At 51.0% G+C, this 23199-nt stretch carries 19 protein-coding genes; 14 read left to right on the forward strand and 5 right to left on the reverse strand.

Going from position 1 to position 23199, the window contains the following annotated elements; genetic code table 11:
* Positions 1–10: 10 nt before the first annotated feature.
* The 4 genes from MKZ24_RS19795 to MKZ24_RS19810 are packed head-to-tail and all read left to right on the forward strand — an operon-like array spanning position 11 to position 4473.
* The gene (locus tag MKZ24_RS19795; RefSeq protein WP_340785714.1) at positions 11–1297 is read left to right on the forward strand and encodes a hypothetical protein; all 1287 of its coding nucleotides are present in this window, start codon (positions 11–13) and stop codon (positions 1295–1297) included.
* Positions 1290–1988, forward strand: a complete 699-nt coding sequence (locus tag MKZ24_RS19800) for a response regulator transcription factor (RefSeq protein ID WP_039299112.1) — start codon at positions 1290–1292, stop codon at positions 1986–1988. Before MKZ24_RS19795 ends, MKZ24_RS19800 begins: the two co-directional genes overlap by 8 nt.
* Positions 1985–3391, forward strand: a complete 1407-nt coding sequence (locus tag MKZ24_RS19805; protein ID WP_042236839.1) for a sensor histidine kinase — start codon at positions 1985–1987, stop codon at positions 3389–3391. Before MKZ24_RS19800 ends, MKZ24_RS19805 begins: the two co-directional genes overlap by 4 nt.
* Positions 3388–4473: a GNAT family N-acetyltransferase gene (locus tag MKZ24_RS19810; protein WP_340785716.1), complete on the forward strand. Its 1086-nt coding sequence runs from the start codon at positions 3388–3390 to the stop codon at positions 4471–4473. Before MKZ24_RS19805 ends, MKZ24_RS19810 begins: the two co-directional genes overlap by 4 nt.
* A gap of 92 nt (positions 4474–4565) precedes the next feature.
* Here the strand turns inward: MKZ24_RS19810 and MKZ24_RS19815 are convergent, their stop codons facing one another.
* The gene (locus MKZ24_RS19815) at positions 4566–5789 is read right to left on the reverse strand and encodes a glucose-1-phosphate adenylyltransferase (protein ID WP_340785718.1); all 1224 of its coding nucleotides are present in this window, start codon (positions 5787–5789) and stop codon (positions 4566–4568) included.
* 218 nt (positions 5790–6007) lie between these two features.
* On the opposite strand from MKZ24_RS19815, the gene glgB reads away from it, so the two are divergent.
* Together glgB and glgA are read left to right on the forward strand one after the other, a co-directional pair.
* Positions 6008–7927, forward strand: coding sequence for a 1,4-alpha-glucan branching protein GlgB (gene glgB / locus MKZ24_RS19820; protein WP_042236836.1), 1920 nt, complete (start codon positions 6008–6010; stop codon positions 7925–7927).
* A gap of 30 nt (positions 7928–7957) precedes the next feature.
* Positions 7958–9394 carry a glycogen synthase GlgA gene (gene glgA, locus MKZ24_RS19825; RefSeq protein ID WP_340785723.1) on the forward strand — a complete coding sequence of 479 codons (1437 nt, stop codon included), beginning with the start codon at positions 7958–7960 and terminating at the stop codon, positions 9392–9394.
* A gap of 62 nt (positions 9395–9456) precedes the next feature.
* On the opposite strand, the gene MKZ24_RS19830 is transcribed toward glgA, so the two are convergent.
* Both MKZ24_RS19830 and MKZ24_RS19835 read right to left on the reverse strand, forming a co-directional pair.
* Positions 9457–9828, reverse strand: coding sequence for a nuclear transport factor 2 family protein (locus MKZ24_RS19830; protein ID WP_340785725.1), 372 nt, complete (start codon positions 9826–9828; stop codon positions 9457–9459).
* A gap of 159 nt (positions 9829–9987) precedes the next feature.
* Positions 9988–11733: an alpha-glycosidase gene (locus MKZ24_RS19835; RefSeq protein ID WP_042236833.1), complete on the reverse strand. Its 1746-nt coding sequence runs from the start codon at positions 11731–11733 to the stop codon at positions 9988–9990.
* A 369-nt stretch (positions 11734–12102) separates the two neighbouring features.
* On the opposite strand from MKZ24_RS19835, the gene MKZ24_RS19840 reads away from it, so the two are divergent.
* The 4 genes from MKZ24_RS19840 to MKZ24_RS19855 all read left to right on the forward strand — a co-directional run bounded on the left by MKZ24_RS19840 (position 12103) and on the right by MKZ24_RS19855 (position 16076).
* Positions 12103–12918 (forward strand): transporter substrate-binding domain-containing protein, encoded by an 816-nt coding sequence (locus tag MKZ24_RS19840; RefSeq protein WP_042236830.1) that lies wholly within the window; start codon positions 12103–12105, stop codon positions 12916–12918.
* Positions 12919–13052: 134 nt separating this feature from the next.
* Entirely contained in the window at positions 13053–13712 is a 660-nt protein-coding gene (locus MKZ24_RS19845; protein WP_042236829.1) for an amino acid ABC transporter permease, read from the forward strand.
* On the forward strand, positions 13699–14421 hold the full coding sequence (locus tag MKZ24_RS19850; protein ID WP_039299084.1) for an amino acid ABC transporter ATP-binding protein: 723 nt from the start codon (positions 13699–13701) through the stop codon (positions 14419–14421). The genes MKZ24_RS19845 and MKZ24_RS19850 overlap by 14 nt, the downstream gene beginning before the upstream one ends.
* Positions 14422–14549: 128 nt before the next feature.
* A complete protein-coding gene (locus MKZ24_RS19855; RefSeq protein WP_340785732.1) occupies positions 14550–16076 on the forward strand; it encodes a Ppx/GppA phosphatase family protein in 1527 nt (508 codons plus the stop codon).
* Here MKZ24_RS19855 and ppk1 read toward each other — a convergent pair.
* A complete protein-coding gene (ppk1, locus tag MKZ24_RS19860; RefSeq protein WP_042236825.1) occupies positions 16024–18144 on the reverse strand; it encodes a polyphosphate kinase 1 in 2121 nt (706 codons plus the stop codon). The two genes, MKZ24_RS19855 and ppk1, sit on opposite strands and share 53 nt — an antisense overlap.
* 391 nt (positions 18145–18535) lie before the next feature.
* Between ppk1 and MKZ24_RS19865 the strand changes: the two genes are divergently transcribed.
* The gene (locus tag MKZ24_RS19865) at positions 18536–19213 is read left to right on the forward strand and encodes a 3D domain-containing protein (protein ID WP_042236823.1); all 678 of its coding nucleotides are present in this window, start codon (positions 18536–18538) and stop codon (positions 19211–19213) included.
* A 153-nt stretch (positions 19214–19366) separates the two neighbouring features.
* Here MKZ24_RS19865 and MKZ24_RS19870 read toward each other — a convergent pair whose 3' ends face one another.
* Entirely contained in the window at positions 19367–20230 is an 864-nt protein-coding gene (locus MKZ24_RS19870) for a polysaccharide deacetylase family protein (RefSeq protein WP_042236822.1), read from the reverse strand.
* Positions 20231–20423: 193 nt separating this feature from the next.
* On the opposite strand from MKZ24_RS19870, the gene MKZ24_RS19875 reads away from it, so the two are divergent.
* The 3 genes from MKZ24_RS19875 to MKZ24_RS19885 all read left to right on the forward strand — a co-directional run bounded on the left by MKZ24_RS19875 (position 20424) and on the right by MKZ24_RS19885 (position 23180).
* Complete coding sequence (locus MKZ24_RS19875; protein ID WP_340785736.1) at positions 20424–21464, forward strand: NADH:flavin oxidoreductase/NADH oxidase; 1041 nt, start codon at positions 20424–20426, stop codon at positions 21462–21464.
* Between the two features lie 86 nt (positions 21465–21550).
* Positions 21551–22255 carry a dihydroorotate dehydrogenase electron transfer subunit gene (locus MKZ24_RS19880; protein WP_042236818.1) on the forward strand — a complete coding sequence of 235 codons (705 nt, stop codon included), beginning with the start codon at positions 21551–21553 and terminating at the stop codon, positions 22253–22255.
* The gene (locus MKZ24_RS19885; RefSeq protein ID WP_042236817.1) at positions 22248–23180 is read left to right on the forward strand and encodes a dihydroorotate dehydrogenase; all 933 of its coding nucleotides are present in this window, start codon (positions 22248–22250) and stop codon (positions 23178–23180) included. Before MKZ24_RS19880 ends, MKZ24_RS19885 begins: the two co-directional genes overlap by 8 nt.
* The last annotated feature ends 19 nt before the right edge of the window (positions 23181–23199 follow it).

Raw genomic sequence — 23199 nt, forward strand, 5'->3', positions numbered from 1 at the left:
AGTGATGAAGTTGAATAAACGGTTACTCGGAAGGCTTACAGCAGCCTCTTTGTCCCTGTTTGTAATGTCCGGCTGTACCTTCATCAGCGATCCTGTTTCCCAGATGAAGGTGCCGCAGCTGTCCGCTGACAAAGCTTCGCTGATGACAGCGATTAATTCCTCGCTGAAGCCGCTCGATGCAACGCTGATCCGTCCGGCCAATGATGATGACAGTTCTATTTTCACCGAGGATCTGGACAAGGATGGGATTATGGAGACGCTTGTCTTCTACCAGACGAAGAATGAAGCTGTAGTGATCCACGGGATGATTCTGGAGAAGCATGAGGACACCTGGGTCAAGAAGCTTGTTTTTGACGGGGACGGAACCATGCTGGATTCGGTTGATCTTAGAGATGTGACGGGTGACGGGAAGCTTGATATTGTTACCGGCTATTCGCGCGGGGAAGAAAAGGGCATGGTGGTCTACAGTTATTCCGGCGGAGAGCTGGAAGAAATTCTGACAAAGCCTTACACCAAATATATACTGGATGATTTGAACGAGGACGGGGTTGCCGACATTACAGTCGTGTATTTCAAGCGCAATGAATTCGCCACAATAACTACCTACCAATATAACGACAGCTTCAAGGTGCTTGACGAACTGGATAATCTGGACCCCTATTTCGATAATTATTACAATATTGTCTCAGGAAAAGTGGCGGAGAACAAAGAAGGTATAGTTCTGGACTCTGCTGTGGATTCTCGCTCTGCCTATACAACAATTGTTGTTATGGAGAATAACAAGCTGCGCGTAGCCATTCCGGGGGATGTACGGACCTTCAAGGACCGGAAGATTGTCAGTGAGGATATTGACCTGGATGGAATTATTGAGATCGGAATGCTGGAGCCTCCCTCGGGATGGGAGTATTTCGACCCTGAGACTATACCCTATTTCAATTCTTATTACAAATGGGACGGAAAAGACGGCTTGACCTTTAGTACTCAGTTGTATAATGATCCTTCGGACCGGTTTACCATTAATTTTTCTCCGGAATGGCATAAGAATGTCACAGTGGATACCAAGTCCGTTCAGGACAAATCGCTTAAATTCATTATGCTCGACACCGGGGAGACTGTCGCTGAGGTATCGTTCTTCTCACCGGCAGAATGGGATAGGGTAAAGAACTCCGGCTGGAAGCTTCTGGGGCGTGATCTGGACAAAATGATCGGCTACCGGGGGGAGCTGGAGCAAAACACCATCGGGGGAGAGAACGGAAGAGTCAAATCTTCTATAGAGAGGAAGGGAATCGATGAGTAAAGTACTGATTCTGGAGGATGAAGAATCCATCCGCAGTTTTATTGTAATCAATCTTAAACGCAACGGGTTTGAAGTGCTCGAAGCCGCTGACGGCAATGAGGCCCTGCATAAGCTGACAACGGTTCCGGATATTGATATTGCCCTGCTGGATGTCATGGTGCCCGGCATCGACGGCTTTGAGGTCTGCAGACGCATTAGAGAAACTAACGAGCGGCTCGGCATTATTTTTCTGACAGCCAAAGTTCAGGAGCAGGATAAGGTATACGCACTGTCTGTGGGTGCAGATGATCATGTCAGCAAGCCGTTTAGTCCAACCGAACTGATTGCCCGTATCCAGTCCCTGCTGCGCCGGGTCAATGTTCACCGTGAGCAGTCGGCCAAAGTCTCTTTTCACTCGGGCCCGTTTACACTGGATCTGATTTCGAAGCAGTTCAAGAAGAGCGGTGAAGCGATTGAGCTTACGCCTACTGAATTTTCGCTGGTGCAATTCTTCCTTGAGAAGGAGAATACGCCGCTCAGCCGCGACTCCCTGCTTGATCACGTATGGGGTAAGGAGTACATGGGTGATCCCAAAATTGTTGACGTGAATATACGCCGCTTGCGCCAGAAAATCGAAAATAATCCGTCAGAGCCTGAATTCCTGCAGACGGTGTGGGGGCACGGCTATAAATGGAAAGGCCAGGTACAATGATTAAGAAGGGGATGCGCAGACAGATCGTACTGCACTATATTCTTGTAGTCTTTGTGGCGCTTCTCCTCGTGGAGACTATTTTTCTGCTGGCGATCCGGACGTATTATTACGACAGCATCTACAGCAAAATCACCACTCATATCAGTGCGGGGGAGACTTTCGTAAAATATGAATTCTCAGCGGAACGATCGCCGAATCAACTCCTGAACCTGCTCGACTTCTTCAACTTGGAGTATACCGAACTAGAAGTTCTGACATTGAATGGAGATATCATTACCAGTTCCACCGGATTTCAGCCGGACCGGACCATCACCACCAGTGATGTTCCCGAGGCTGTGGGCGGTAGTGTCGGGCGCTGGGTGGGGCGGCAGGCCGGGACGAATGAAAGTGTAATGGCCGTCTCCAAGATGGTGCAGATCAACTCGCATGAAACTTACATCTTGCGTTACCTGACTTCCATGGAGGGGGTCAACAAGGATCTGCTTAATCTGACACTGCTCTCTATTGGCATCGGGGCGGCGGTTATGTCGATCGTGGTCTTGTTCAGCTTCGGTCTCGCGAATTCCATTGTACGGCCGCTCAACAATATCACGGCTGTGTCAGCGCAGATGGCCAAAGGGAAGTTCACCACCCGCATCAAGGGGGATTACCGGTACGAAATCGCTGAACTGGCTTCAACGCTCAATTATATGGCAGAGGAGATTGTCCGCAGTAATCAGATTAAGGATGATTTCATTTCTTCGATCTCCCATGAGCTGCGGACACCGCTGACCAGCATCAAGGGCTGGAGTGAAACGCTCATCTCAGGCGGCTACGACCCCGAGGAAACCAAACTGGGCATGGGTATCATCTCCAAGGAGAGCGACCGGCTGATCGGGCTGGTGGAAGAGATTCTGGACTTCTCCAAGCTGCAGCAGAACGAAATGAAGCTGTCGATTGCCCAGGTGGATATCAAGGTGCTACTGCAGGAGACGCTGCTGAATATCTGGGCCAAGGCCGAGAAGAAGCGGATTCACCTGCTGCTGGAATGCGAAGAGACTATCTTCATAAGAGGCGATGCGAACCGGCTGAAGCAGGTGTTCCTCAATCTGGTCGACAATGCTGTGAAGTTCTCGCCTGAGGATTCCAGTATCGTCCTGTCCGCTGAACGCCTGTCGAATACGGAGATGGCCGTAATCGTAAGGGATAGCGGGATCGGCATCAGCGAAGCGCATCTGTCCAGAGTGCGGGACCGGTTCTTCCAGGTCGATGCGCTTAACGGCGGGACCGGCCTTGGCCTTGCGATCTCCCAGCAGATTGTAGAGCTTCATAACGGCAAGCTGGAAATGGACAGCGAGCTCGGCAAGGGTACTCAGGTTACCGTTATTTTGCCGCTTGTTGATGTGCAGGAGGAGAAGGCATGAATACACAGGAACCAGGGAAATCTTCTTCAGAACAAAGGCTCGAGATGATCCGCGGCGGACGTGAACATTCAGCGGATATTCTGAAGCTCCTCCGTGAAGCGGCAGGCTGGATGGAGAGTAAAGGAATCAACCAGTGGACACCGGGGCAGTTCAGCATCCGCGATGTAGAGGATTATTTGAGCAGCAGAGAGGTTTATCTGGCCATGGAGGGAGCAGCTCTTGCCGGGATGTTCACCCTGCAGTTCAGCGATATCCAGTACTGGGGAGACCGCAATGACGAATCCTACGCCTATCTGCACCGGCTCGCTGTAGCCAAATCCCACCGCGGCATGGGGCTTGGCGGCCAGATGATCCGTTTTGCGTTACGAAGAGCGGAGGAACGGGGATGTGCCGGTCTAAGGCTGGATACAGTAGCCCATAATATTAAGCTGAACCGTTACTATCAGAGCCTGGGATTTCACTATATGGGTACCCGGGATGTCAGCGCAGGCCGGTTGGTTAACCTGTATGAGTATGAAGCGGAGACCGGCGATCCGGGCAGCGTAATTCTCCGGTATATGGGGGAAGCTGATTACGCTTTAATGAGGGAATGGAGTGTTTCCCCGGAGTATTTGAAGAAGTGGGCAGGTCCAGCGTTGTCCTACCCTCTGGATGACCGGCAGCTAGAGCGATATCTGGACGGAGCCAATCATCCGGCAGAATCTGGTCTGCTGGTCTATTGTGCGGTGCTAAGAGCTACCGGTCAAACGGTTGGACATATAAGCTTATCCGCAATCGACCGTGAAAACGGTTCGGCCAGAATAAGCAGGGTCGTCGTCGACCCCGGGAGCCAAGGGCAGGGAATCGGACTGCAGATGGTTCGTGAAGTCCTGCGTATCGGCTTCGACGGGCTGCGGCTCCACCGGATATCCCTTGGAGTATTCGATTTCAATACGGCGGCTCAGAAAACCTACGAGACAGCCGGTTTTACACGGGAGGGGATCTCACGTGAGGCCGCAATATTCGGCGGGCGCTATGCCGATTGCATCGAGATGGGCATATTGGACAGGGAGTGGAGGACAAGCCGCCTCTCCGGCAAATGAATAGGAAGAACCTACAAAAGGGATACAGCATAAGGTCGGATAGACCATAGCTGTATCCCTTTTATGTAGCAGCCGTAAAGGCTGATTAAAGATTATGAAGGCATCCCTTCCGCGCGCAGACGGCCGGTCTTCTCATAGACTTCCTGAAGGAGACGGGAAGGCTGGGTACGGATGATTGGTTTGGCTGCTACGATCTCATGCGGGCCGACAACTACAATATTGTCCGCGCTGCCTTTAATCACAGCGCCGTCTTTGATGACTGCACCCTCACCGATAATCGCATTCTCAATCAGAACACCGCGGCCGATGCGGACGCCCGGCATAATTACACTCTGCTTGATCTTACTTAGCTTGCCGATCTCTACACCGCCGAAGATAACGGAACGCTGAAGACTGCCTTCCATCGTGCAGGATTCGTGCATCAGGCAATCTGCTGGCGGTGCCTGAACCCGTGGTTTATAGGCAGCCAGCTTCGTACGGTAAGCCCGGCTGTACATCGGCCAGCGGGAGTTGTCGAGCTTGAAGCCATTCTCGGACTGCAGAAGATCCATATGCGCCTCCCAGAGGCTGTCAACCGTACCTACATCTCTCCAATACCCGTCAAAGCGGTATGCGAACAATGGGTCATTGGCATCCAGCATGGACGGAATGACATCCTTGCCGAAGTCATGGCCGGATTCCGAATTAGCAGCATCCCGCAGCAAATAACCCTTCAGATATTCCCATTCAAACATATAAATACCCATGGAAGCGAGGTTGCTCTTCGGAACCTTTGGCTTTTCGGCAAATTCAGAGATCTGGAGATCGTCATTAACATTCATCACACCGAACCGGCTGGCTTCATCCCAAGGCACTTCCATGACCGAAATGGTGGCTTTGGCTGCTTTGCCTACATGGTAATCCAGCATTTTACGGTAATCCATATGATAGATATGATCTGCAGACAGGATAAGTACATTCTCCGGATTCTGGCTGTCAATGTATTCTATGTTCTTATAAATGGCATCGGCTGTACCCGAGTAGCTGTCTCTGCCTTCAATCCCTGAAGGAAGCAGCTTCACGCCTGTATCGCTGCGGCTGTGCAGTCCCCAAGGTTCACCTTCACCAATATGCTGATGCAAGGAATCGGCTTCATATTGTGTTAGTACCCCGATAGTGTCGATCTTGGAATTCACACAATTGCTGAGTGGAAAATCAATGATTCTATACTGTCCTCCGAAAGGGACTGCAGGCTTAGCCATACTGGAGGTCAAGGGGGCTAATCTGCGGCCTTCCCCGCCAGCCAGGAGCATGGCGATACAATCTTTTTTACTCATTTGTTATCCCTCCCATTTTTTTGTCAATGCTTGTAATATAACCTGCCGGCAAGCGCTTGAAACGACATAGGTGAATTATATTGCTGTGCTTCAAGAAAAATTACATTATTAATTTTCTTTATTCAGAAATCATTGAATCCGCCTGCAAAATTCATTTTCAAACGGCACATATTGGGGTAATGTAATAGGTGCATCCTATATATTAAGGTGGTGATGATTTGGCCGAAATACCAAAAACAGTAAACCTCCCGTCAACTGAAGATATTTATCTGTTCCATGAGGGCACGAATTATCGCAGCTATACGATGCTTGGCGCGCACATTGCCGTGGAAGAAGGGCAAGCCGGCGTTCGCTTTACCGTGTGGGCTCCTCATGCGGCATATGTAGGACTGGCTGGTGATCGTAATGGCTGGGATGGAACATTGGACTCCGACTCGTTATATAAGATACCCGATTCAGGATTTTGGAGTCGTTTTTTTCCGGGTATAGAGCCGGGAACTTTTTACAAATACAGGATTCATGGTGCAGATGGAACAAGCTTCCTCAAGGCTGATCCTTACGCATTCAAAGCTGAAGTACGTCCGGCCACCGCTTCCGTTGTGGCGAATCTGGATGGTTACCAATGGGGCGACGCCGCATGGCGCCGGAAGAGCAAAGCTCCGTACAATGCGCCTATGAACATTTATGAAATGCACTTCGGGACCTGGCGCCAGAAGGACAATGGGGAACTCTATACTTATAGAGAGATGAGCAGCCTGCTGATTCCGTATCTGACGGAGATGAGTTACACTCATGTGGAGTTTATGCCGCTTGCTGAGCACCCGTATGATTTGTCCTGGGGGTATCAGGGGACCGGTTATTTTGCGGCCACCAGCCGCTTCGGCGAACCGCAGGATCTGATGTACCTGATTGATCAGCTGCATCAAGCCGGCATTGGGGTTATCCTCGACTGGGTTCCGGCCCATTTTGCCAAGGATGCCCACGGCCTGAGAATGTTTGACGGTTCGCCGCTATATGAATACGCCGATCCGATGCTGGCCGAGAAGCCGGGCTGGGGCACGCTATCCTTTGATTTCAGCAAACCGGAGATCATATCGTTCCTGATCTCTAATGCTCTTTTTTGGTTTGAGATGTATCATATTGACGGCATGCGTGTGGATGCCGTAACCAGTATGCTGCGGCTTGATTTCGAGAAGCAGCACCATCAGTACAGAAAGAACATGCACGGGGGCCTTGAGAATCTGGAAGCGATCGCGTTCATCCAGCAGTTGAATACGGCGATTTTCCGGTATTATCCGAAGGCTCTGATGATGGCCGAAGAATCCAGTGCCTGGCCTGGCGTAACCTCACCTGTTCATGAAGGGGGGCTCGGCTTTAATTACAAATGGAACATGGGCTGGATGAATGACACTCTTGGGTACATAGAACATGATTTCGGGGCGCGGCCCTACCATCATAATTTGTTGACCTTCCCGATCGTCTATGCCTATGCCGAGAACTATACACTGCCTCTGTCCCATGACGAAGTGGTGCACGGTAAGAAGTCGCTGCTGAACAAAATGCCCGGCTCCTATGAGCAGAAGTTTGCCGGTCTGCGGGCATTGCTCGGTTACCAGATTAGTCATCCGGGCAAAAAGCTGCTGTTTATGGGCGGTGAGTTTGGTCAATTCATCGAATGGAAGGATCAGGATCAGCTCGACTGGCTTCTGCTGGATTATGAGGCCCATCGCCGGATGCTCGCTTACACCGCTGCCCTAAATAAGCTCTATCTCACGGAAAAAGCGCTGTGGGAGCTCGACCATGACATGGAGGGCTATCAATGGATTGACGCCGATGACAGCGGCCAGAGTGTTGCCTCCTACATCCGCAGAGGGAAGAGGCCTGTGGATACTTTGCTGATCATTATCAATTTCCAGCCGGTGGAACGGCGTAATTACCGGATCGGTGTGCCGCGTCCGGGGACCTATGAAGAGATATTCAGCTCGGAGACCCGCGAATACGGCGGTTCTGGTATTCATAATGAACCTGTTAAGAGTGAGAAGAAGGAATGGCATAACCAGCTGAACAGCCTGGAGCTGAACCTTCCGCCGCTTGGATTCCTGGTGCTCAAGAAATCCGGACGCAAAACGATTAAATAAACTATTCTTATCTATAAGGGGGAAATCTGGATGAAAGTTCTATTTGCTGCAGCTGAAGCCCATCCATTTATCAAAACAGGCGGGTTAGCCGACGTAATTGGCGCCCTGCCGAAGGCGCTTAAGGCGGCCGGAGTGGATGTTCGGGTAATTCTGCCCAAATACAAGGGGATCGCTGAGAAGTATTCCTCCCAGATGGAGCATGTCGCTGTCCTTGAGGTGCCGATCGGCTGGCGCAATCAATATTGCGGGATTGAACGGATTGTCTTTGAGGGAGTTCCTGTATACTTTATCGATAATGAGTATTACTTCGGTCGTGACGGCATCTATGGGTATATGGATGACGGCGAACGTTTCGCTTTCTATAACCGCGCTGTGCTTGAATGCCTGCCGGCGATTAACTTCCAGCCTGATGTGCTGCATTGCCATGACTGGCATGCGGCCGTAATTCCGCTGCTGCTGCAGGCGCACTACCGCCATAATCCGTTCTACAGTGAGATGCGTACGGTGTTCACCATACATAATCTCCTGTATCAAGGCGTGTTCCCTTATTCCGTACTGGGTGAGCTGCTGGGTCTCGACAACAGCTATTTCCCTGGGGTAGAGTATTACGGGAACGTGAACTATATGAAGGGCGGAATTGTCTACAGTGATCATGTCACCACGGTCAGTCCGACCTATGCCGATGAAATCCGAACACCTTATTATGGATATGGCCTGGACGGACTGCTGACCTCACGTTCAGATGCCCTAAGCGGAATTGTCAACGGGATTGATACCAAGAGCTACAATCCATCCAGCGATCCGTCTATTTTCACCCGTTACCGTTCTAACCTGGTCAAAAAGGCTGAGAATAAGCTGGGACTCCAGCAGGAACTGGGCTTGCCTGTAGCTCCTTATATTCCAATGGTAGCTATGGTTACACGTCTCGTGGATTCCAAAGGGCTGGATCTGCTGACCCGGGTTCTCGATGAACTGCTCTACTATGACGACATTCAGTTTGTCCTGCTGGGCACCGGTGATGAGATCTACGAACGCTGGTTCCGTGAGGCACAGTGGCGTTATCCGACCAAGCTGTCGTCGCAGATTACATTCAGTGATGCCTTGTCCCGCAAAATATATGCGGCCAGCGACCTGTTCCTGATGCCGTCCAAATTCGAGCCTTGTGGCATCAGCCAGCTGCTGGCTTTGCGTTATGGCAGTATTCCTGTAGTGCGTGAGACCGGTGGACTTAACGATACCGTTCATGCGTACAACGAGGAGACCGGAGAGGGCAATGGCTTCACCTTCAAGGACTATAACGCCCATGATATGATGCATACGCTCCGCCGCGCCGTATCGTTCTACCACAAGCCGGAACACTGGAAAAAAGTAGCGAAGAATGCCTTCACCGGCGATTACAGCTGGAATGTATCCGCGCAGCAGTATATTGATATATATAATAAGATTTCGGATAAAGTTACGGAGTAGAAGAACTATTGTATAGAAAAGGCATTCCCCGATCATGGTGATGGGAGGAATGCCTTCTTGTACTATGTATACGGATAATAATGTGGTGTTTTTGATTGGAACTCCTTTACATTCACAATCAGGTTCTCCGTATTGAATTCAATTAATGAGACCCCGTCAAATGCTCCGGTTTCTGACTCATACTCACATTCGAAGTACCATTCTACGGCAGTCATGCTGTCTTGGTGAATAAATTGTTTTATCGTCCAGACCAAAACTGTACCTCGTGTATTCCAGTCGTCAAACCATTTTTCTATAGTGTCTAATCCGTGATATTCAGGTCCGTAACATTCTGTATAGACGATATTTGGATCGAAGATTTTGCTTAATACGGTAATATTTTTATCAATCCATGACTGAAAATAGTTTTCAATAATCTGTTCTCGTTTAATCATCGTATTCCCCCCTTTTATTGCTATAAGTGTACTACAGAATATCTATCATCCGTGTGGGATTTTCCAACTCTCCGAGCCAAAAAAGGTGATGTTCCAAGCAGCCACTTCCAGGCTTCTGGGACACCACCTTCTTTTGTTTACAGTTATCTGTTAGTTACCTCAGCTTAAATTCCGGTACAGAATCCGGTACCCATACGGATCAAGCGCAACATTCATCATTCCGCCCTCCGGAACCACAGCTTCTCCCGTCAGTGCATCCAGCCAGTCATCGGTCTCCATCGGGTGGCTGAGCGTGCGGGGCTGCAGTGAATTGTTCATCCAGACGGTGAAATGGATCCGCTCATCTGCCCGCTCATAGACGATGCACGGGTCATTCTCACAGGCCTGGAGAATCCGGAAGCGGCCTTCACGGAGTGCTTTATGTTCCTTACGCAGCGCAATCATCATCCTGTAGAAGTCATACAGTTCAAGGTCCTGCTTCGTTTCATCCCATTCCATACATTTGCGGCAGTCCGGATCTTCACCCCCGGTCAGGCCGATTTCGTCCCCGTAATAGATACAGGGAGTGCCCATGAACGTGAACAGGAAGACGACGGTCAGCTTCAATTTGCGTTTATCTTCCCCCAGTACGGTGAGCAGGCGGGGGGTGTCATGGCTGCCGAGCAGATTGAATACAACCTCGTTCGTCTGCTGGGGATAACGCATGAGGAGCCCGCCGATCCGGTGGCCGAAGGTGATTCCGTCCATCCCGCCGTTGAAGAATTCCAGCACCGTCCCCGAGAAGGGATAGTTCATCACAGAATCAAACTGGTCTCCGAGCAGCCAGGTTAAGGAGTCACTCCACACCTCGCCTACAATATAGGCATCCGGGTTCGCGGCTTTGACTACTTTGCGGAAATCGCGCCAGAAGTGATGATCCACCTCATTGGCCACATCCAGCCGCCAGCCGTCCACCTTGATCTCCTTGATCCAATACTCAGCAACTTCAAGCAGGTAGGACTTCACTTCATGATTGGCGGTGTTGAACTTTGGCATATTGCCATAAAAGCCGAACGTGTCGTAAGTGGGAATACCGTCAACAATCTCAGCCGGAAAAGAATTCATATGGAACCAGTCGCGGTAGACGGAGAATTCGCCTTTTTCGAGAACGTCCTGGAATGGTGGGAATTTGTCACTGCAGTGGTTGAACACGGCGTCCAGCATGACGCGGATACCCCGTTTGTGGCATTCTTCTACGACCTTCTTCAGCAGCTCATTATCGCCGAAATGCGGGTCGACTTTTTTATAATCCACGATGTCGTATTTATGGTTGGAAGGGGAGACGAACAGCGGTGTGAAGTAGACAGCATTGATGCCCAGCTCCTGCAGATCATCCAGATGATCCAGCACACCCTGAAGGTCACCGCCAAAGAAATTATCGAGCTTCGGTTTGCCGCCCCAGGGTTCAGTGCCTTCCGGATCGTTCAAGGGATTGCCGTTGGCGAACCGCTCGGTCATGATCTGATAGAACACCGCATCCTTAGCCCATGTGGGCACTTTGAACAAATCAATTCCGTGTATATAAGGAAACTCGTAGAAGTGATTTGGCGGCTGTGGACAATCGGAACGGATGCCGTTATCGAGCAGGTACACAGTCTCCGAACCTTTGCTGACGCGAAAAGTATAGCTGAGGCGCTTATATTTTGGACGGACAGCCGCTTCCCAGTAGTCGAATTTATCATCGGAGGCAGCTTTTTCCATTATGATGTCGTAAGAGGTATGCTGCCAATCGTACTTGTCGCCAGTGAGCGCAACTACGTAGTCAACATCATCACGTTTGGTACGCACCCGCAGATGTATGGTTTTGGCATCGTAGGCATAAGCCCACTTATCGCGGGGAACATGGTACATCGCTTCCAGCAGCATGACTTCACCTCCTAAAAGTTTTGTAAGCAACTGCTTTCCGATAACGCTACGCAAAACTCGCTTCGAAAGCATACGCTTAAGTATTGTGAGCCTATTCACCTTATCCGTTAAATAACGCCTGCAGCGGCATCTGAACCAGCCCGGTTATTCCGGCGGCAAATGGAGATAGTAAATAGTATATACCTCTTTTCATAGGATGTGCAAAATGGGGGAATAGCAGACCCGGCCAACAGCCTGCAATTCATTCATGAATTTAACAGGTTTTGTCACAAATTTGTCTTTGCATATTCATGCGGAGTGATTTATAATAAATCGGTCAATGAGACTACTTAGAGAAATGAACATAAAGAGAATAGGGGAGAGAGACAAATGAACAAATGGGGTAAGCTTTCAATGGGACTGCTGCTGGCAGCGGGACTACTAGCCGGATGCGGCTCTAATAACAACGAGAATAATACCGCAGCAAGCGGAGACGCCAATAAGGGAACTGAAGCTAAGACGCTTACTTTGGGTACCAGCGCGGATTTCCCACCGTATGAATTCCGCAAAATGGTAGACGGCAAGGATACTATCGTTGGTTTCGATATTGAGATTGCCAAGGATATCGCCGCTGATATGGGTGCGACACTTGAGATTAAGGATCTGCCCTTTGACTCCCTGCTGAATGAATTGTCGAGCGGCAGAATAGATATGGTGATCTCCGGACTCAGTCCGACACCGGAGCGTGCAGAGGCTGTAGGCTTGTCTGATATCTACTACAAAGCCGAACAGGCTGTGGTGGTGCGTGAAGCAGACAAAGATAAATATGCAACAATGGACTCGCTGAAGGGTGCCAAGCTTGGGATTCAGACCGGTTCGATCCAGGAAGATATCGCCAAAGGCATTGAAGGCGCACAGCTGACATCCCTGGGTAAAATTTCTGAAATCGTACTGCAGCTGCAATCGAACCGCGTAGACGCTGCTATTATGGAGGGACCAGTTGCCAAGTCCTTTGTGAAGAATGTTAAAGGACTGGTAATTACCGATGCCAAACCGGAAGTGGAAGATGACGGTTATGTAATCGGGGTGAAGAAGGACAACACAGAATTGCTGGAACAAGTGAATAAGACATTGACCCGCCTGAACTCGGAAGGCAAGATTGATGAGTATGTAGCGGCAGCAAGCGAGCTTGCTGAGAGCAAATAGAACGCGAAACCGTCCAACGGTTAGCCTGAATTAAGTACAACCCGCAGACTGCTGCGGGACAATGCTCTACTTTGCAGAAAATGGCGGTGATCCGCTGTTTTCTATTTTTTTGAGAACAGGAGGATTTGCCGACTATGAGTGTATTGGAACTTGCCTATGATTACCGCAATTTTTTCCTATCCGGTCTGAAGTACACACTGCTGCTTGCTGTGATGGGCGTATTCTTCGGCTTCGTGCTGGGTATCGCGGTTTCGCTGCTGCGGATGTCCAAATGGAGAATTCTGCGCTTTATCGCCACCGCCTGGGTGGAGTTTCTGCGCGGTACGCCGATGCTGGTGCAGCTGTTCCTAATCCACTATGGCCTGCCGGAGTTCGGTATTTCGCTGTCCCCGATCCAGTCGGGTGCGATAACGCTAACGATTAACAGCTCAGCTTACCTGGCGGAGATTTTCCGTGCCGGAATTCAAGGGGTGGACCGCGGTCAGATGGAAGCGGCACGCTCGCTCGGGATGAAGCAGGGGATGACCATGCGTTACATCATTCTGCCGCAGGCGCTGAAGAATGTGCTGCCCGCAATCGGAAATGAATTTATTACCATTATTAAAGAGTCTTCCATTGTATCGATGATTGGGGTGGCTGATCTGCTGTTTGAAGCAAGAGCCATTACTTCGATCACCTATGAAGGACTTAGCCCGCTGATCGTGATTGCCGCCATGTATTTTGTGCTGACCTTCACGTTATCCAAGCTGCTGGGCATTTTGGAACGGAGGCTGAACACGGATGATCGAGGTTAAGAACCTGCAGAAGAGCTTTGGTAAGCTGGAGATCCTTAAGGGGATTGATCTGAATATTCACAAGGGTGAGGTTGTTGTAGTGATCGGTCCCAGCGGTTCAGGCAAAAGCACCTTTCTGCGTTGTCTAAACCTGCTGGAGCAGCCAACCGGCGGTGAGATTTCGTTTGAAGGCCAATCAATCACAGCCAAAAAGCATGATATCAACGTGACCCGTGAGAAAATGGGGATGGTATTCCAGCAGTTCAATCTGTTCCCGCATAAGTCGGTGCTGCAGAACATTATGCTCGCGCCATTGAAGGTACGAAAACAGCAAGCTTCCGAAGCGGAAAAAATCGCCACGGAGCTGCTCCGCACCGTCGGCCTTGAGGACAAGCGGGATGCGTATCCGGCCCAGCTCTCCGGAGGACAGAAGCAGCGGATCGCTATTGCCAGAGCACTGGCGATGCAGCCGCATGTGATGCTGTTCGATGAGCCTACATCGGCGCTTGACCCGGAGATGGTCGGCGAAGTGCTGGAGGTTATGAAACAGCTGGCTGTAGACGGTATGACGATGGTCATTGTGACGCATGAAATGGGCTTTGCCCGTGAAGTCGGCGACCGGATCCTGTTCATGGATGGCGGGGTTATTGTAGAGCAGGGGACCCCGGCAGAGGTGTTCGGTAATCCCAAACACGCCCGTACCCGTGATTTCTTGAGCAAAGTTTTATAGAATTACTGGAACAGCCGCTGAAAATTCCTTCAGCGGCTGTTTTTATGAGGGAAGTATATTTTGGCGGAGCGTGAAATGGGTGATATAGTATACAAATGATCAATCTACTTGAAAAGGAGTACATACAGATGAGAGATGATCTTTGCCGGATAGGCATTATTGATATTGGTTCCAACTCCATACGGCTTGTAATTTATGATACGACGCAGGCAGGCGGCTACAAAATTATTAAGGAATGCAAGTACTCTGCCCGCCTGAGTGAGAAAATTACCAGGGAAGGAAGACTGGAGAAGAAGGATATGGATACGATTATTCCTGTCCTCCACCAGTTCAAGGAAATCTGTGATGATTTCGAAGTGGATAACATCCGCGCAGGAGCTACCGCCGCAATCCGTAACGCAGCCAACTCCGCCGAGATTATAAGCTATCTGTCTGAGGCGTCATCCATCCGGATTGAAGTAATCAGCGGGCATCAGGAGGCTTATTTCGGATTTCTTGGGGTCATCAATGCCTTTGATATTCAGGACGGGTTCGTCATTGACATCGGAGGCGGAAGTACAGAGGTCACCTTGTTCCGAGGACGGCGTTATCAGCACAGCATCTCTTTCCCGTTCGGTGCGGTCAATACGAATCTGATGTTCAGCCAGGGCGGCAACTGGAACGCTGATCAGGTCCGTAAGCTGCAGCTATATGTTACCGGCAGGCTGGTAGAGCATGATTGGCTCACTACGGGCAACGGGCTTCCGTTATATGGACTCGGTGGAACGCTGCGTTCACTCGGCAAGCTGGACCAGAAGAACCGGGACTACTCGCTGCCGAACTCCCATGGCTATGTGCTTGAAGGGGAGACTATAGAGAAGTTCATGGAGACCCTGCCAGCGACTCCATATGAGAAGCGCAAGGACCTGGATGGTTTGTCGAAAAGCCGGGGAGATATCATCGTGTCCGGTCTGGTTATTTTCCATACGGTGTACCATTATATCGGGGCCAGCCGTGCTGTGATCAGCGGGGAAGGCTTGCGTGAGGGCATGCTGCATGATCTGCTGAAGCCGGAGCAGCCGGTCCGTGACAGCGCGCTGGAGTACAGTCTGGATACCATTATCCGCTTTGATATCCGTACCTCCAAGCGGCATCTGGATCATATCTATAAGCTGGCACTCGGCCTGCTGGGGGCTTTTGAGAGGGAAGGTGACCAGGAGGAGCATGAGATGCTGATCTACGTGGCAATTATGCTGCACCGTACCGGCTCCAACATTAATTATTATCAGTCCAAGCGGCATACCCGCTACTGGCTGATGAATTCCCCGATCCGCGGCCTGACCCACCGGCAGCTGATTCTAAGTGCGTACATTGCTTCCTACAGCACCAAAAGCCGGAAGCAGAAATTGTCCCAGATGCATAAGGACATTTTGCTGGCTTCCGACGAAGAGTGGATTCATAAGCTGGGTACGCTGGTGCAGTTAAGCATTGCCCTGGACAGCACCGAGATTGGCATTGTCAGCGGGGTCAACGCCCGTCTGCATAACAATACGCTTGATCTGGAGCTGCAGGGCGGACAAGTTCTTATCGGGCTGGAGGACATTGAGAATGCGCTCAAAGCCTTCAGGAATGCTTGGTCGGTGAAGGTAAAGCTCGGCTTCCCTTCCAGCGGTTAACATTCATAGCAGCGAACTGGCTCCGGAACGGGGCCTTTTTGTCGTCCGCCCGTTCGTAATACCCATTAGGCTGCAGGAAGCTGGATTTCACATTATCCATCAGCGACAGGTCCAGTATTTTGACGATCTGATTGCGGATGCTGCTGTCCTTCACCGGACACATCAGTTCGATCCGCCGCGTCAGGTTCCGGGTCATCCAGTCCGCACTGGACAGATAGACCTCCGGTTTGCCGCCGTTCTCAAAATAATAGATGCGTGAATGCTCCAGGAAACGGTCAACAATGCTGCGGACAGTAATCCGTTCGCTTAATCCTTCAATGCCCGGACGCAGACAGCAGACACCGCGTACAATCAAATCAATCGATACACCGGCCTGCGCTGCGCTGTACAGGTTGTCGATGACCTCCTGATTGGACAGGGAGTTCATCTTGGCGATGATCCGTGCAGGTCTGCCTGCGGCAGCATGCTCTGCTTCGCGCAGGATCAGCTTCTGGAGTGACAGGCTCATATTAGTCGGTGCCACAATGAAGGAGTTCCAGTTATAGTTGGCAGAATAACCAGTCATCTGGTTGAACAGCTCCGAGGCATCCAGGCCAATCTCATGATTGGCGGTGAACAGGCTAAGGTCTGTATACGCCTTGGCCGTGCTGTCATTATAGTTACCTGTCCCTACATGCACATAACGGCGCAGCTCAGGGCCTTCCTGGCGGACTATCAGCGTGACCTTGGCATGGGTTTTGAGACCGACAAGGCCATAGACCACGTGGCAGCCGGACCGCTCCAGCTTACGCGCCCATGCAATGTTGCGTTCCTCGTCAAAACGGGCTTTCAGCTCCACTACTACCGTAACCTGCTTACCTGATTCTGCGGCGTTCGCCAGTGCTGTGATCAGCGGGGAGTTTCCGCTGACCCGGTACAGAGTCATTTTGATCGCCATAACCTGCTCATCTTCAGAAGCCTGAATGATGAAGTCCGTCATGGCATCGAAGGATTCATAAGGATGATAGACCAGCACATCGCGTTCGCTAAGCACCTCGAAGAAATTCTCATTCTCCTCAAATTCCGCCGGATAGAGCGGCTCGATCGGTGCATGATGCAGATAGCTGAAGCCCTTAAGGCTGCCGGCAAACCCCCGCAGGAAACTGAGATCCAGCGGACCTTCAATTTCAAACACGAAATCTTCAAGCTCGAATTCGGCCTGCAGCTGCTCCAGGGCATAAGGGTGAATCCCTTTCTGTACTTCAAGGCGGGCAGGGACGCCGCGGCGGCGTTTGCGCAGCTCCTTCTCAATCTCCTCCAGCAGATCCTCTGCGCCTTCCTCATCAATGGTCAGATCGGAATTGCGGGTCAGGCGGAATTCACTGACAGCCACAGGATCATACCCGCTGAACAAAGTCTGGATATGCTGGCGGATCACATCTTCAATGAAGACAAACTGCCGTTTCTTACTGTTGGAGCGGTGGGGCAGCGGGATACAGCGCGGCAGATTCGATGGAATCTGCAGGATTGCGAAATAAGGTTCTTCTTCCTGGCTGTTCTTGCGTGTCAGCACTACTGCCAGATAGATGAACTGGCTGTGCACAAGTGGAAACGGACGGCTCTGATCTACGGCCATCGGCGTTAAGACTGGATAGATGATATCACGGTAATATTGCTCAATGGATTGCTCCTGGGCATGCGTGAGGTCCTTGTAATCGACGAACACGATCCCTTCCTTGTGCAGACTCCGGGAAATATCCTTGAATGTACGGTATTGGTCGGCGATGATTTTGGTGACCCGTTTGATCAGACGCTTGTACAGGCCGGAGGGGGTGTAGCCGGTGAAATCCTTTTTGGTATAACCAGCCCGGATCTGATCCTGAATGCCCGCTACCCGGACACTGATGAATTCATCCAGATTGCTGGACACAATCGCCAGGAATTTGGCCCGCTCCATAAGCGGGTTCTCCGGATCCTGTGCCTCTGCAAGGACACGGCGGTTGAATTCAATCCAGCTCAAATCGCGGTTCAGATAGGCTGTTGCGGGACTGGTGTGGTTGTTTTTTTTCTCTTCTGCATTCACGTTCATTGACCCTCCAAGTTATGCTTCAGTCTCTACATTATCTATCGTATTCTATCATTCTACTATTTGCCAAAGGGAGAAATGTTAAAACTGTGTAAAATTTTCGCGAAAACTTAAAAAAAATTGTTGAAATCACGATAATTCCAACACTAATTATTAAGAATATGTAATAATTAACCCGATGAAAACGCTGTATATAGGCAAAATATTTCCAAACGTAACAAAAACATAGCCACTGGTTACAAAATTGTGATATATTCATAACTGTTAGTTTACAAAGCACCGCAATTCCAGAGACCTGGCAACAAAAAAGTACATAGGTCCAGCGTTATCTTGGCGTCACTGGCGGAGCGTATCCGTTATATCCTGGACGCCCACTAATGAAGGAGGCTATTCAATGAAAATCAAGTTCGGAGCCATCACAGCCCTGGCTGCTGTACTGGGACTCGGCACCTTGCTCCAAGCCGCCCCTGTTCAAGCTGACAGCGTACATATCGCTGGAGAAGCTACTACCTATTATACTCTATCCAATCACTATGGCATCAGCATGGAAGAACTGATGAACGCCAATCCGCAAATTTCTGCGAGCAACATCTACCCGGGGCTTAAGCTGGCCATTCCGGGCACCGTTCAGGCTAAAATGGTCGCAGTAACAGAAACGGCAGCCGATTCGGTTGTAACTAATGGAGACTTGTCCTTACTAAGTGTTGAACCTGCGTCGAACACCGTTCAAGCCTGGGGCAAAGCTTTTACGTATGCCAAATCCATTCAGGTGAAGGCTTCGGCCTATTCCTCGGCTGCCAGTGAGAACGGAAAGTGGGGAGCGGTTGATTATTTCGGCAATGCGCTTAAGCTGGGAACGATTGCAGTTGACCCTAGTGTCATTCCACTGGGTACCAAGGTTCTCGTTACCGGATATTCTCATCCGGGTCTCCCGAAGCAGGCATTCCTGGCGACCGCTACTGACATGGGGAGCGCGATCAAGGGCAACCGGATTGATATCTTCATTCCCGGCAGCCAGAGCTTTGTAGCCGACTTCGGCTATCAATATGTACAGCTGTATATTATTCAATAACCCGATAAATGAATAGCTGCACCATTTACCAAAGGAAACAAAACCTGCCGGAGAACGGACGGGTTTTGTTTCCTTTTTTAATATATAAAGGCTTCAGCTATAAATGATCCCTCTGTTTCTGATAGATATGCAGGCTCCGGTGCATCAGCTGGTTCATTTGCTTTTGCTGACTTCAAACATTTGCGGAACAGTCACGAAGCTATACCCGCGTTTGCGCATAATGCTGATGACTTCCGGAAGCGCCTGTATGGTACCCTGCAGATTGCTGCCCCGGCCGCCGCCGCCGTGCTGGAGTATAATTGCACCTTTTCCGGCCTTGGAGAGGATATTGTTCCGTACCTGGGTCTTGGATAAGCCTCTCCAGTCCAGGGAGTCGACGTTCCAGTTCACCAGCTTGTAGCCGTGGGCTCTGGCCCATTTCAGCTGCTGCTCACTGATGTCACCGTACGGGGGACGGATCAGCCGCGGTTTATAACCCGCAAGAGCCTGTATAATATTCTCGGTACGGATAATCTGGGTGCGGAATTCATTCATCCCCAGCTTGCCGAATTCAGGATGATTGTAGGAGTGGTTGCCGATCGCATGGCCTTCCCGGATGATCCGCGCAACCAGACCGGGATGTTTCTCGGCACGGCTGCCGACCACGAAAAAGGTGGCTTTGACATTATATTTATGGAGAACATCCAGCAGCTGCGGGGTAAAGCGCGGATCAGGCACATCGTCAAAGGTCAAGGCAATGATCTTGCGCCGTGGACCCTGGGTCTTGATCGTATCCGGATATTTGCGCAGCAGCTGGCTTAGAGAAAGTCCTTTATTTCTTTTGTGGCGCCGGGCTGAAGACTGGGAGGAGGCGGTGGAACCGGCCGGAACGGCAGGATCTTCTTCCATAGAGACATTCGGCCGGGCGGAGGCTGGAGCCGATGCAGAAGCAGACGTAGCTATCGGGATGATGCTGGGCAGGATCACTATTATTATGAATATAAGGAGCAAAACGCGGCGGATTCTTGCCAACTTCATGGGTTATGCCTCCTCTGATCACACAGCTGGATATTTTGAAATACAAGGGTTGTTATTCCCAGCCTTTGCGAAATTATGCTGTCAGTATGTGAATCATCTAAAGATTTAACCTGTCCGTAAATACGTGTATACTTAATGAATACGGGGGTAAGTCCGCCAAATGATGAGAGAAACGGGAAGGATGGAGACAAGCATGACAGATTTGTTTACACCTTATGAACTGAAGGCCCTCACTTTGAAGAACCGGGTGGTTATGCCGCCGATGTGCCAATACGCAGTTGAGAAGCAGGATGGGATTCCTACGGACTGGCACTTTGTGCATTATGTCAGCCGCGCTGTCGGCGGTACCGGATTTATTATTGTAGAGATGAGCGGAATTCATCCAGACGGGCGGATTACCAATCAGGATACGGGGATCTGGGAAGACGGGCAGATTGCGGGGTTTAAGCGGATAACAGAGGCTGTTCATGCTCATGGTGCCAAAATCGCCATTCAGCTCGGACATGCCGGCCGTAAGGCGGTGGATGCCAATCCCCCGGTTGCGCCTTCGGCGATCCCTTTTGATGCACATTCTCAAACGCCCCGTGCGCTGACCCGGGACGGGATTACAGAGATGATCATGGCATACCGGGAAGCTGGTCGCCGGGCTGTTGAGGCCGGATTTGATACCGTTGAGCTGCATGGGGCCCACGGGTACCTGATCCACCAGTTCCATTCCCCGCTATCCAATGTCAGGGATGATGAGTACGGCAGCGATCCCGCGCTGTTCGGTGTGCAGGTAGTGGAGGCGGTGCGTGATGTGCTGCCGGCAGAAATGCCGCTTCTAATGAGAGTTTCCGCCAAGGAATATGTAGAAGGCGGATATAATGAAGCTTACGCGCTGGAATTCTGCCGCCGCTACAAAGCTGCAGGAGTAGACATGTTCCATGTATCATCTGGCGGGGAAGGTCCGATCGGCTCAAATGGAGGTCCTACTGCAGGGCCGGCTTATCAGGTGGAGCTTGCTGAGTACATACGCAGCGGACTGCAGGTGCCGGTAATAGTTGTAGGCCGTCTTGAATCCTACAGGGAGGCCCAGGCGGTAATTACTGAAGCGAGGGCAGAACTTGTGGCTGTCGGCAGGGGGATGCTTAGTGATCCGTACTGGGCTTTGCATGCGGAAGAGACGCTCGGAGGGGTACATCAGGCCAATTTGCCTAAACCTTATATGCGCGGGATTTGGAACAAGAAATAGAAGGCTGTGATTGTGAACTATGTCACAGATTTTAAGCTCCTTCTAAGGCATGGTTAATAAGATTAAATTTGAAGGAGCTTGATAACGTGGCGACGGTGATTAGTAACGAGCGGCTGGGAGACGGAGTATACCACCTGGTGGTTGAAGGAGGTAACGGCGGTGCGATGGGTCAATTCTACATGCTGCGGGCATGGGGAGCCTATCCGCTGCTGTCCAGACCGCTTAGCATACATCAGGTGAATGACAGCGGTGTTGATTTTTTGTATCACGTAGTAGGGGAAGGCACGGAGATTCTTGCCGGACTGAAGCCGGGCGACAAGCTTGAACTCGAAGGGCCATTCGGCACCGGCTTCCCGCATGTGGAAGGCAAGGTCGCGTTAGTAGGCGGGGGCATCGGAATTGCTCCGCTCTATTACTGCGCCCAGGAGCTTCCGGAGAGTGACATCTACCTCGGCTTCAGCCGGGAATCTTTTCGTACCGAAGCCTTCCGTCCGCTTGCTGCCGAGCTGACTGTCGATGTGGGCGGCCACATTCTGGACAGCGTGGATTTCACGGATTATGATCATATATTTGTCTGCGGTCCGCATCCCATGCTGAAGGCGGCACAGCTCAAGGGTATAGCTGCCGAAACAGCCGGCAAGCGCCCTGACGTGTATCTGTCGCTGGAGAACCGCATGGCCTGCGGCATCGGTGCCTGTCTCGTCTGCAGTGTATCCTGCAAGGATGGACAACGGAAGGCCTGCGCGGACGGACCTGTCTTCCTGGCTGGGGAGGTGCTGTTCCATGATTAATACAACTGCTACTATTGCCGGTGTTCATTTCAAGAATCCAATTGTTATGGCTTCAGGCACGTTTGGCTTCGGCCGTGAATACGGGAAGCTCTATGACGTGTCCCTGCTTGGCGGCATCTCCGGCAAAGGGCTCACACTCCATGCCAAAGCGGGAAATCCCGGTGTACGCGTGTATGAGACTGCTTCGGGTATGCTGAACAGTGTAGGACTTGAGAATCCCGGAGTGGAAGCGTTCCTGGCCAAGGAGCTTCCATACTGGGAGACACTGGACACGGCGCGTATCGTGAATCTGGGCGGCAACACACTGGCTGATTACGTGCTCGGTGCCCAGCTGATCCAGCGCGATGCGGATGCCCGTCTGCTTATAGGCAAACCGGCAGTGGATATGATCGAGCTGAATATCTCTTGTCCGAATGTGAAGGAAGGCGGCATCGCCTTTGGCGTGAAGACTCCGGCAGCGCTTGAGGTCGTCCGGGCAGTTAGAGCAGCAACCCGTCTCCCGCTGGCCGTGAAGCTGTCGCCGAACGCCGAGGATATCGCAGAGATGGCTGAGATGTGTGAGGCTGAGGGGGCGGATGCTGTCTCGCTGATCAATACGATCTCAGGAATGAAGATTGATGTGCGCCGCCGCCGCAGTGTATTTCATAATCAGTATGCCGGACTATCGGGACCTGCGATTAAGCCTGTAGCCTTACGGATGGTGCATCAGGTATCCAAACGTGTATCCATTCCGGTTATCGGGATGGGCGGCATCACCTCAGCTACCGATATTATAGAATTCATTATGGCCGGTGCAGCCGTCATTCAAGTGGGAACGTACAACTTCATGAATTTACGGGCCGGCAGTACGCTTGTCGAAGAACTGCAGCAGTTTATGGCTGAAGAGAATATCAGCTCGCTGGATGAAATCCGCGGTATTGTATAGCTGGAAGGCTGAGCCTGCG

The sequence above is a fragment of the Paenibacillus sp. FSL R7-0297 genome (assembly GCF_038009025.1).
GTDB lineage: Bacteria > Bacillota > Bacilli > Paenibacillales > Paenibacillaceae > Paenibacillus_AQ.

Bases quoted from the DNA above. Each gene is read 5' to 3' on its own strand.
- MKZ24_RS19800 (WP_039299112.1), top strand. From the start codon at position 1,290: ATGAGTAAAGTACTGATTCTGGAGGATGAAGAATCCATCCGCAGTTTT.
- MKZ24_RS19805 (WP_042236839.1), top strand. From the start codon at position 1,985: ATGATTAAGAAGGGGATGCGCAGACAGATCGTACTGCACTATATTCTT.
- MKZ24_RS19810 (WP_340785716.1), top strand. From the start codon at position 3,388: ATGAATACACAGGAACCAGGGAAATCTTCTTCAGAACAAAGGCTCGAG.
- MKZ24_RS19815 (WP_340785718.1), bottom strand. From the start codon at position 5,789: ATGAGTAAAAAAGATTGTATCGCCATGCTCCTGGCTGGCGGGGAAGGC.
- glgA (WP_340785723.1), top strand. From the start codon at position 7,958: ATGAAAGTTCTATTTGCTGCAGCTGAAGCCCATCCATTTATCAAAACA.
- MKZ24_RS19830 (WP_340785725.1), bottom strand. From the start codon at position 9,828: ATGATTAAACGAGAACAGATTATTGAAAACTATTTTCAGTCATGGATT.
- MKZ24_RS19835 (WP_042236833.1), bottom strand. From the start codon at position 11,733: ATGCTGCTGGAAGCGATGTACCATGTTCCCCGCGATAAGTGGGCTTAT.
- MKZ24_RS19840 (WP_042236830.1), top strand. From the start codon at position 12,103: ATGAACAAATGGGGTAAGCTTTCAATGGGACTGCTGCTGGCAGCGGGA.
- MKZ24_RS19845 (WP_042236829.1), top strand. From the start codon at position 13,053: ATGAGTGTATTGGAACTTGCCTATGATTACCGCAATTTTTTCCTATCC.
- MKZ24_RS19850 (WP_039299084.1), top strand. From the start codon at position 13,699: ATGATCGAGGTTAAGAACCTGCAGAAGAGCTTTGGTAAGCTGGAGATC.
- MKZ24_RS19855 (WP_340785732.1), top strand. From the start codon at position 14,550: ATGAGAGATGATCTTTGCCGGATAGGCATTATTGATATTGGTTCCAAC.
- ppk1 (WP_042236825.1), bottom strand. From the start codon at position 18,144: ATGAACGTGAATGCAGAAGAGAAAAAAAACAACCACACCAGTCCCGCA.
- MKZ24_RS19865 (WP_042236823.1), top strand. From the start codon at position 18,536: ATGAAAATCAAGTTCGGAGCCATCACAGCCCTGGCTGCTGTACTGGGA.
- MKZ24_RS19870 (WP_042236822.1), bottom strand. From the start codon at position 20,230: ATGAAGTTGGCAAGAATCCGCCGCGTTTTGCTCCTTATATTCATAATA.
- MKZ24_RS19875 (WP_340785736.1), top strand. From the start codon at position 20,424: ATGACAGATTTGTTTACACCTTATGAACTGAAGGCCCTCACTTTGAAG.
- MKZ24_RS19885 (WP_042236817.1), top strand. From the start codon at position 22,248: ATGATTAATACAACTGCTACTATTGCCGGTGTTCATTTCAAGAATCCA.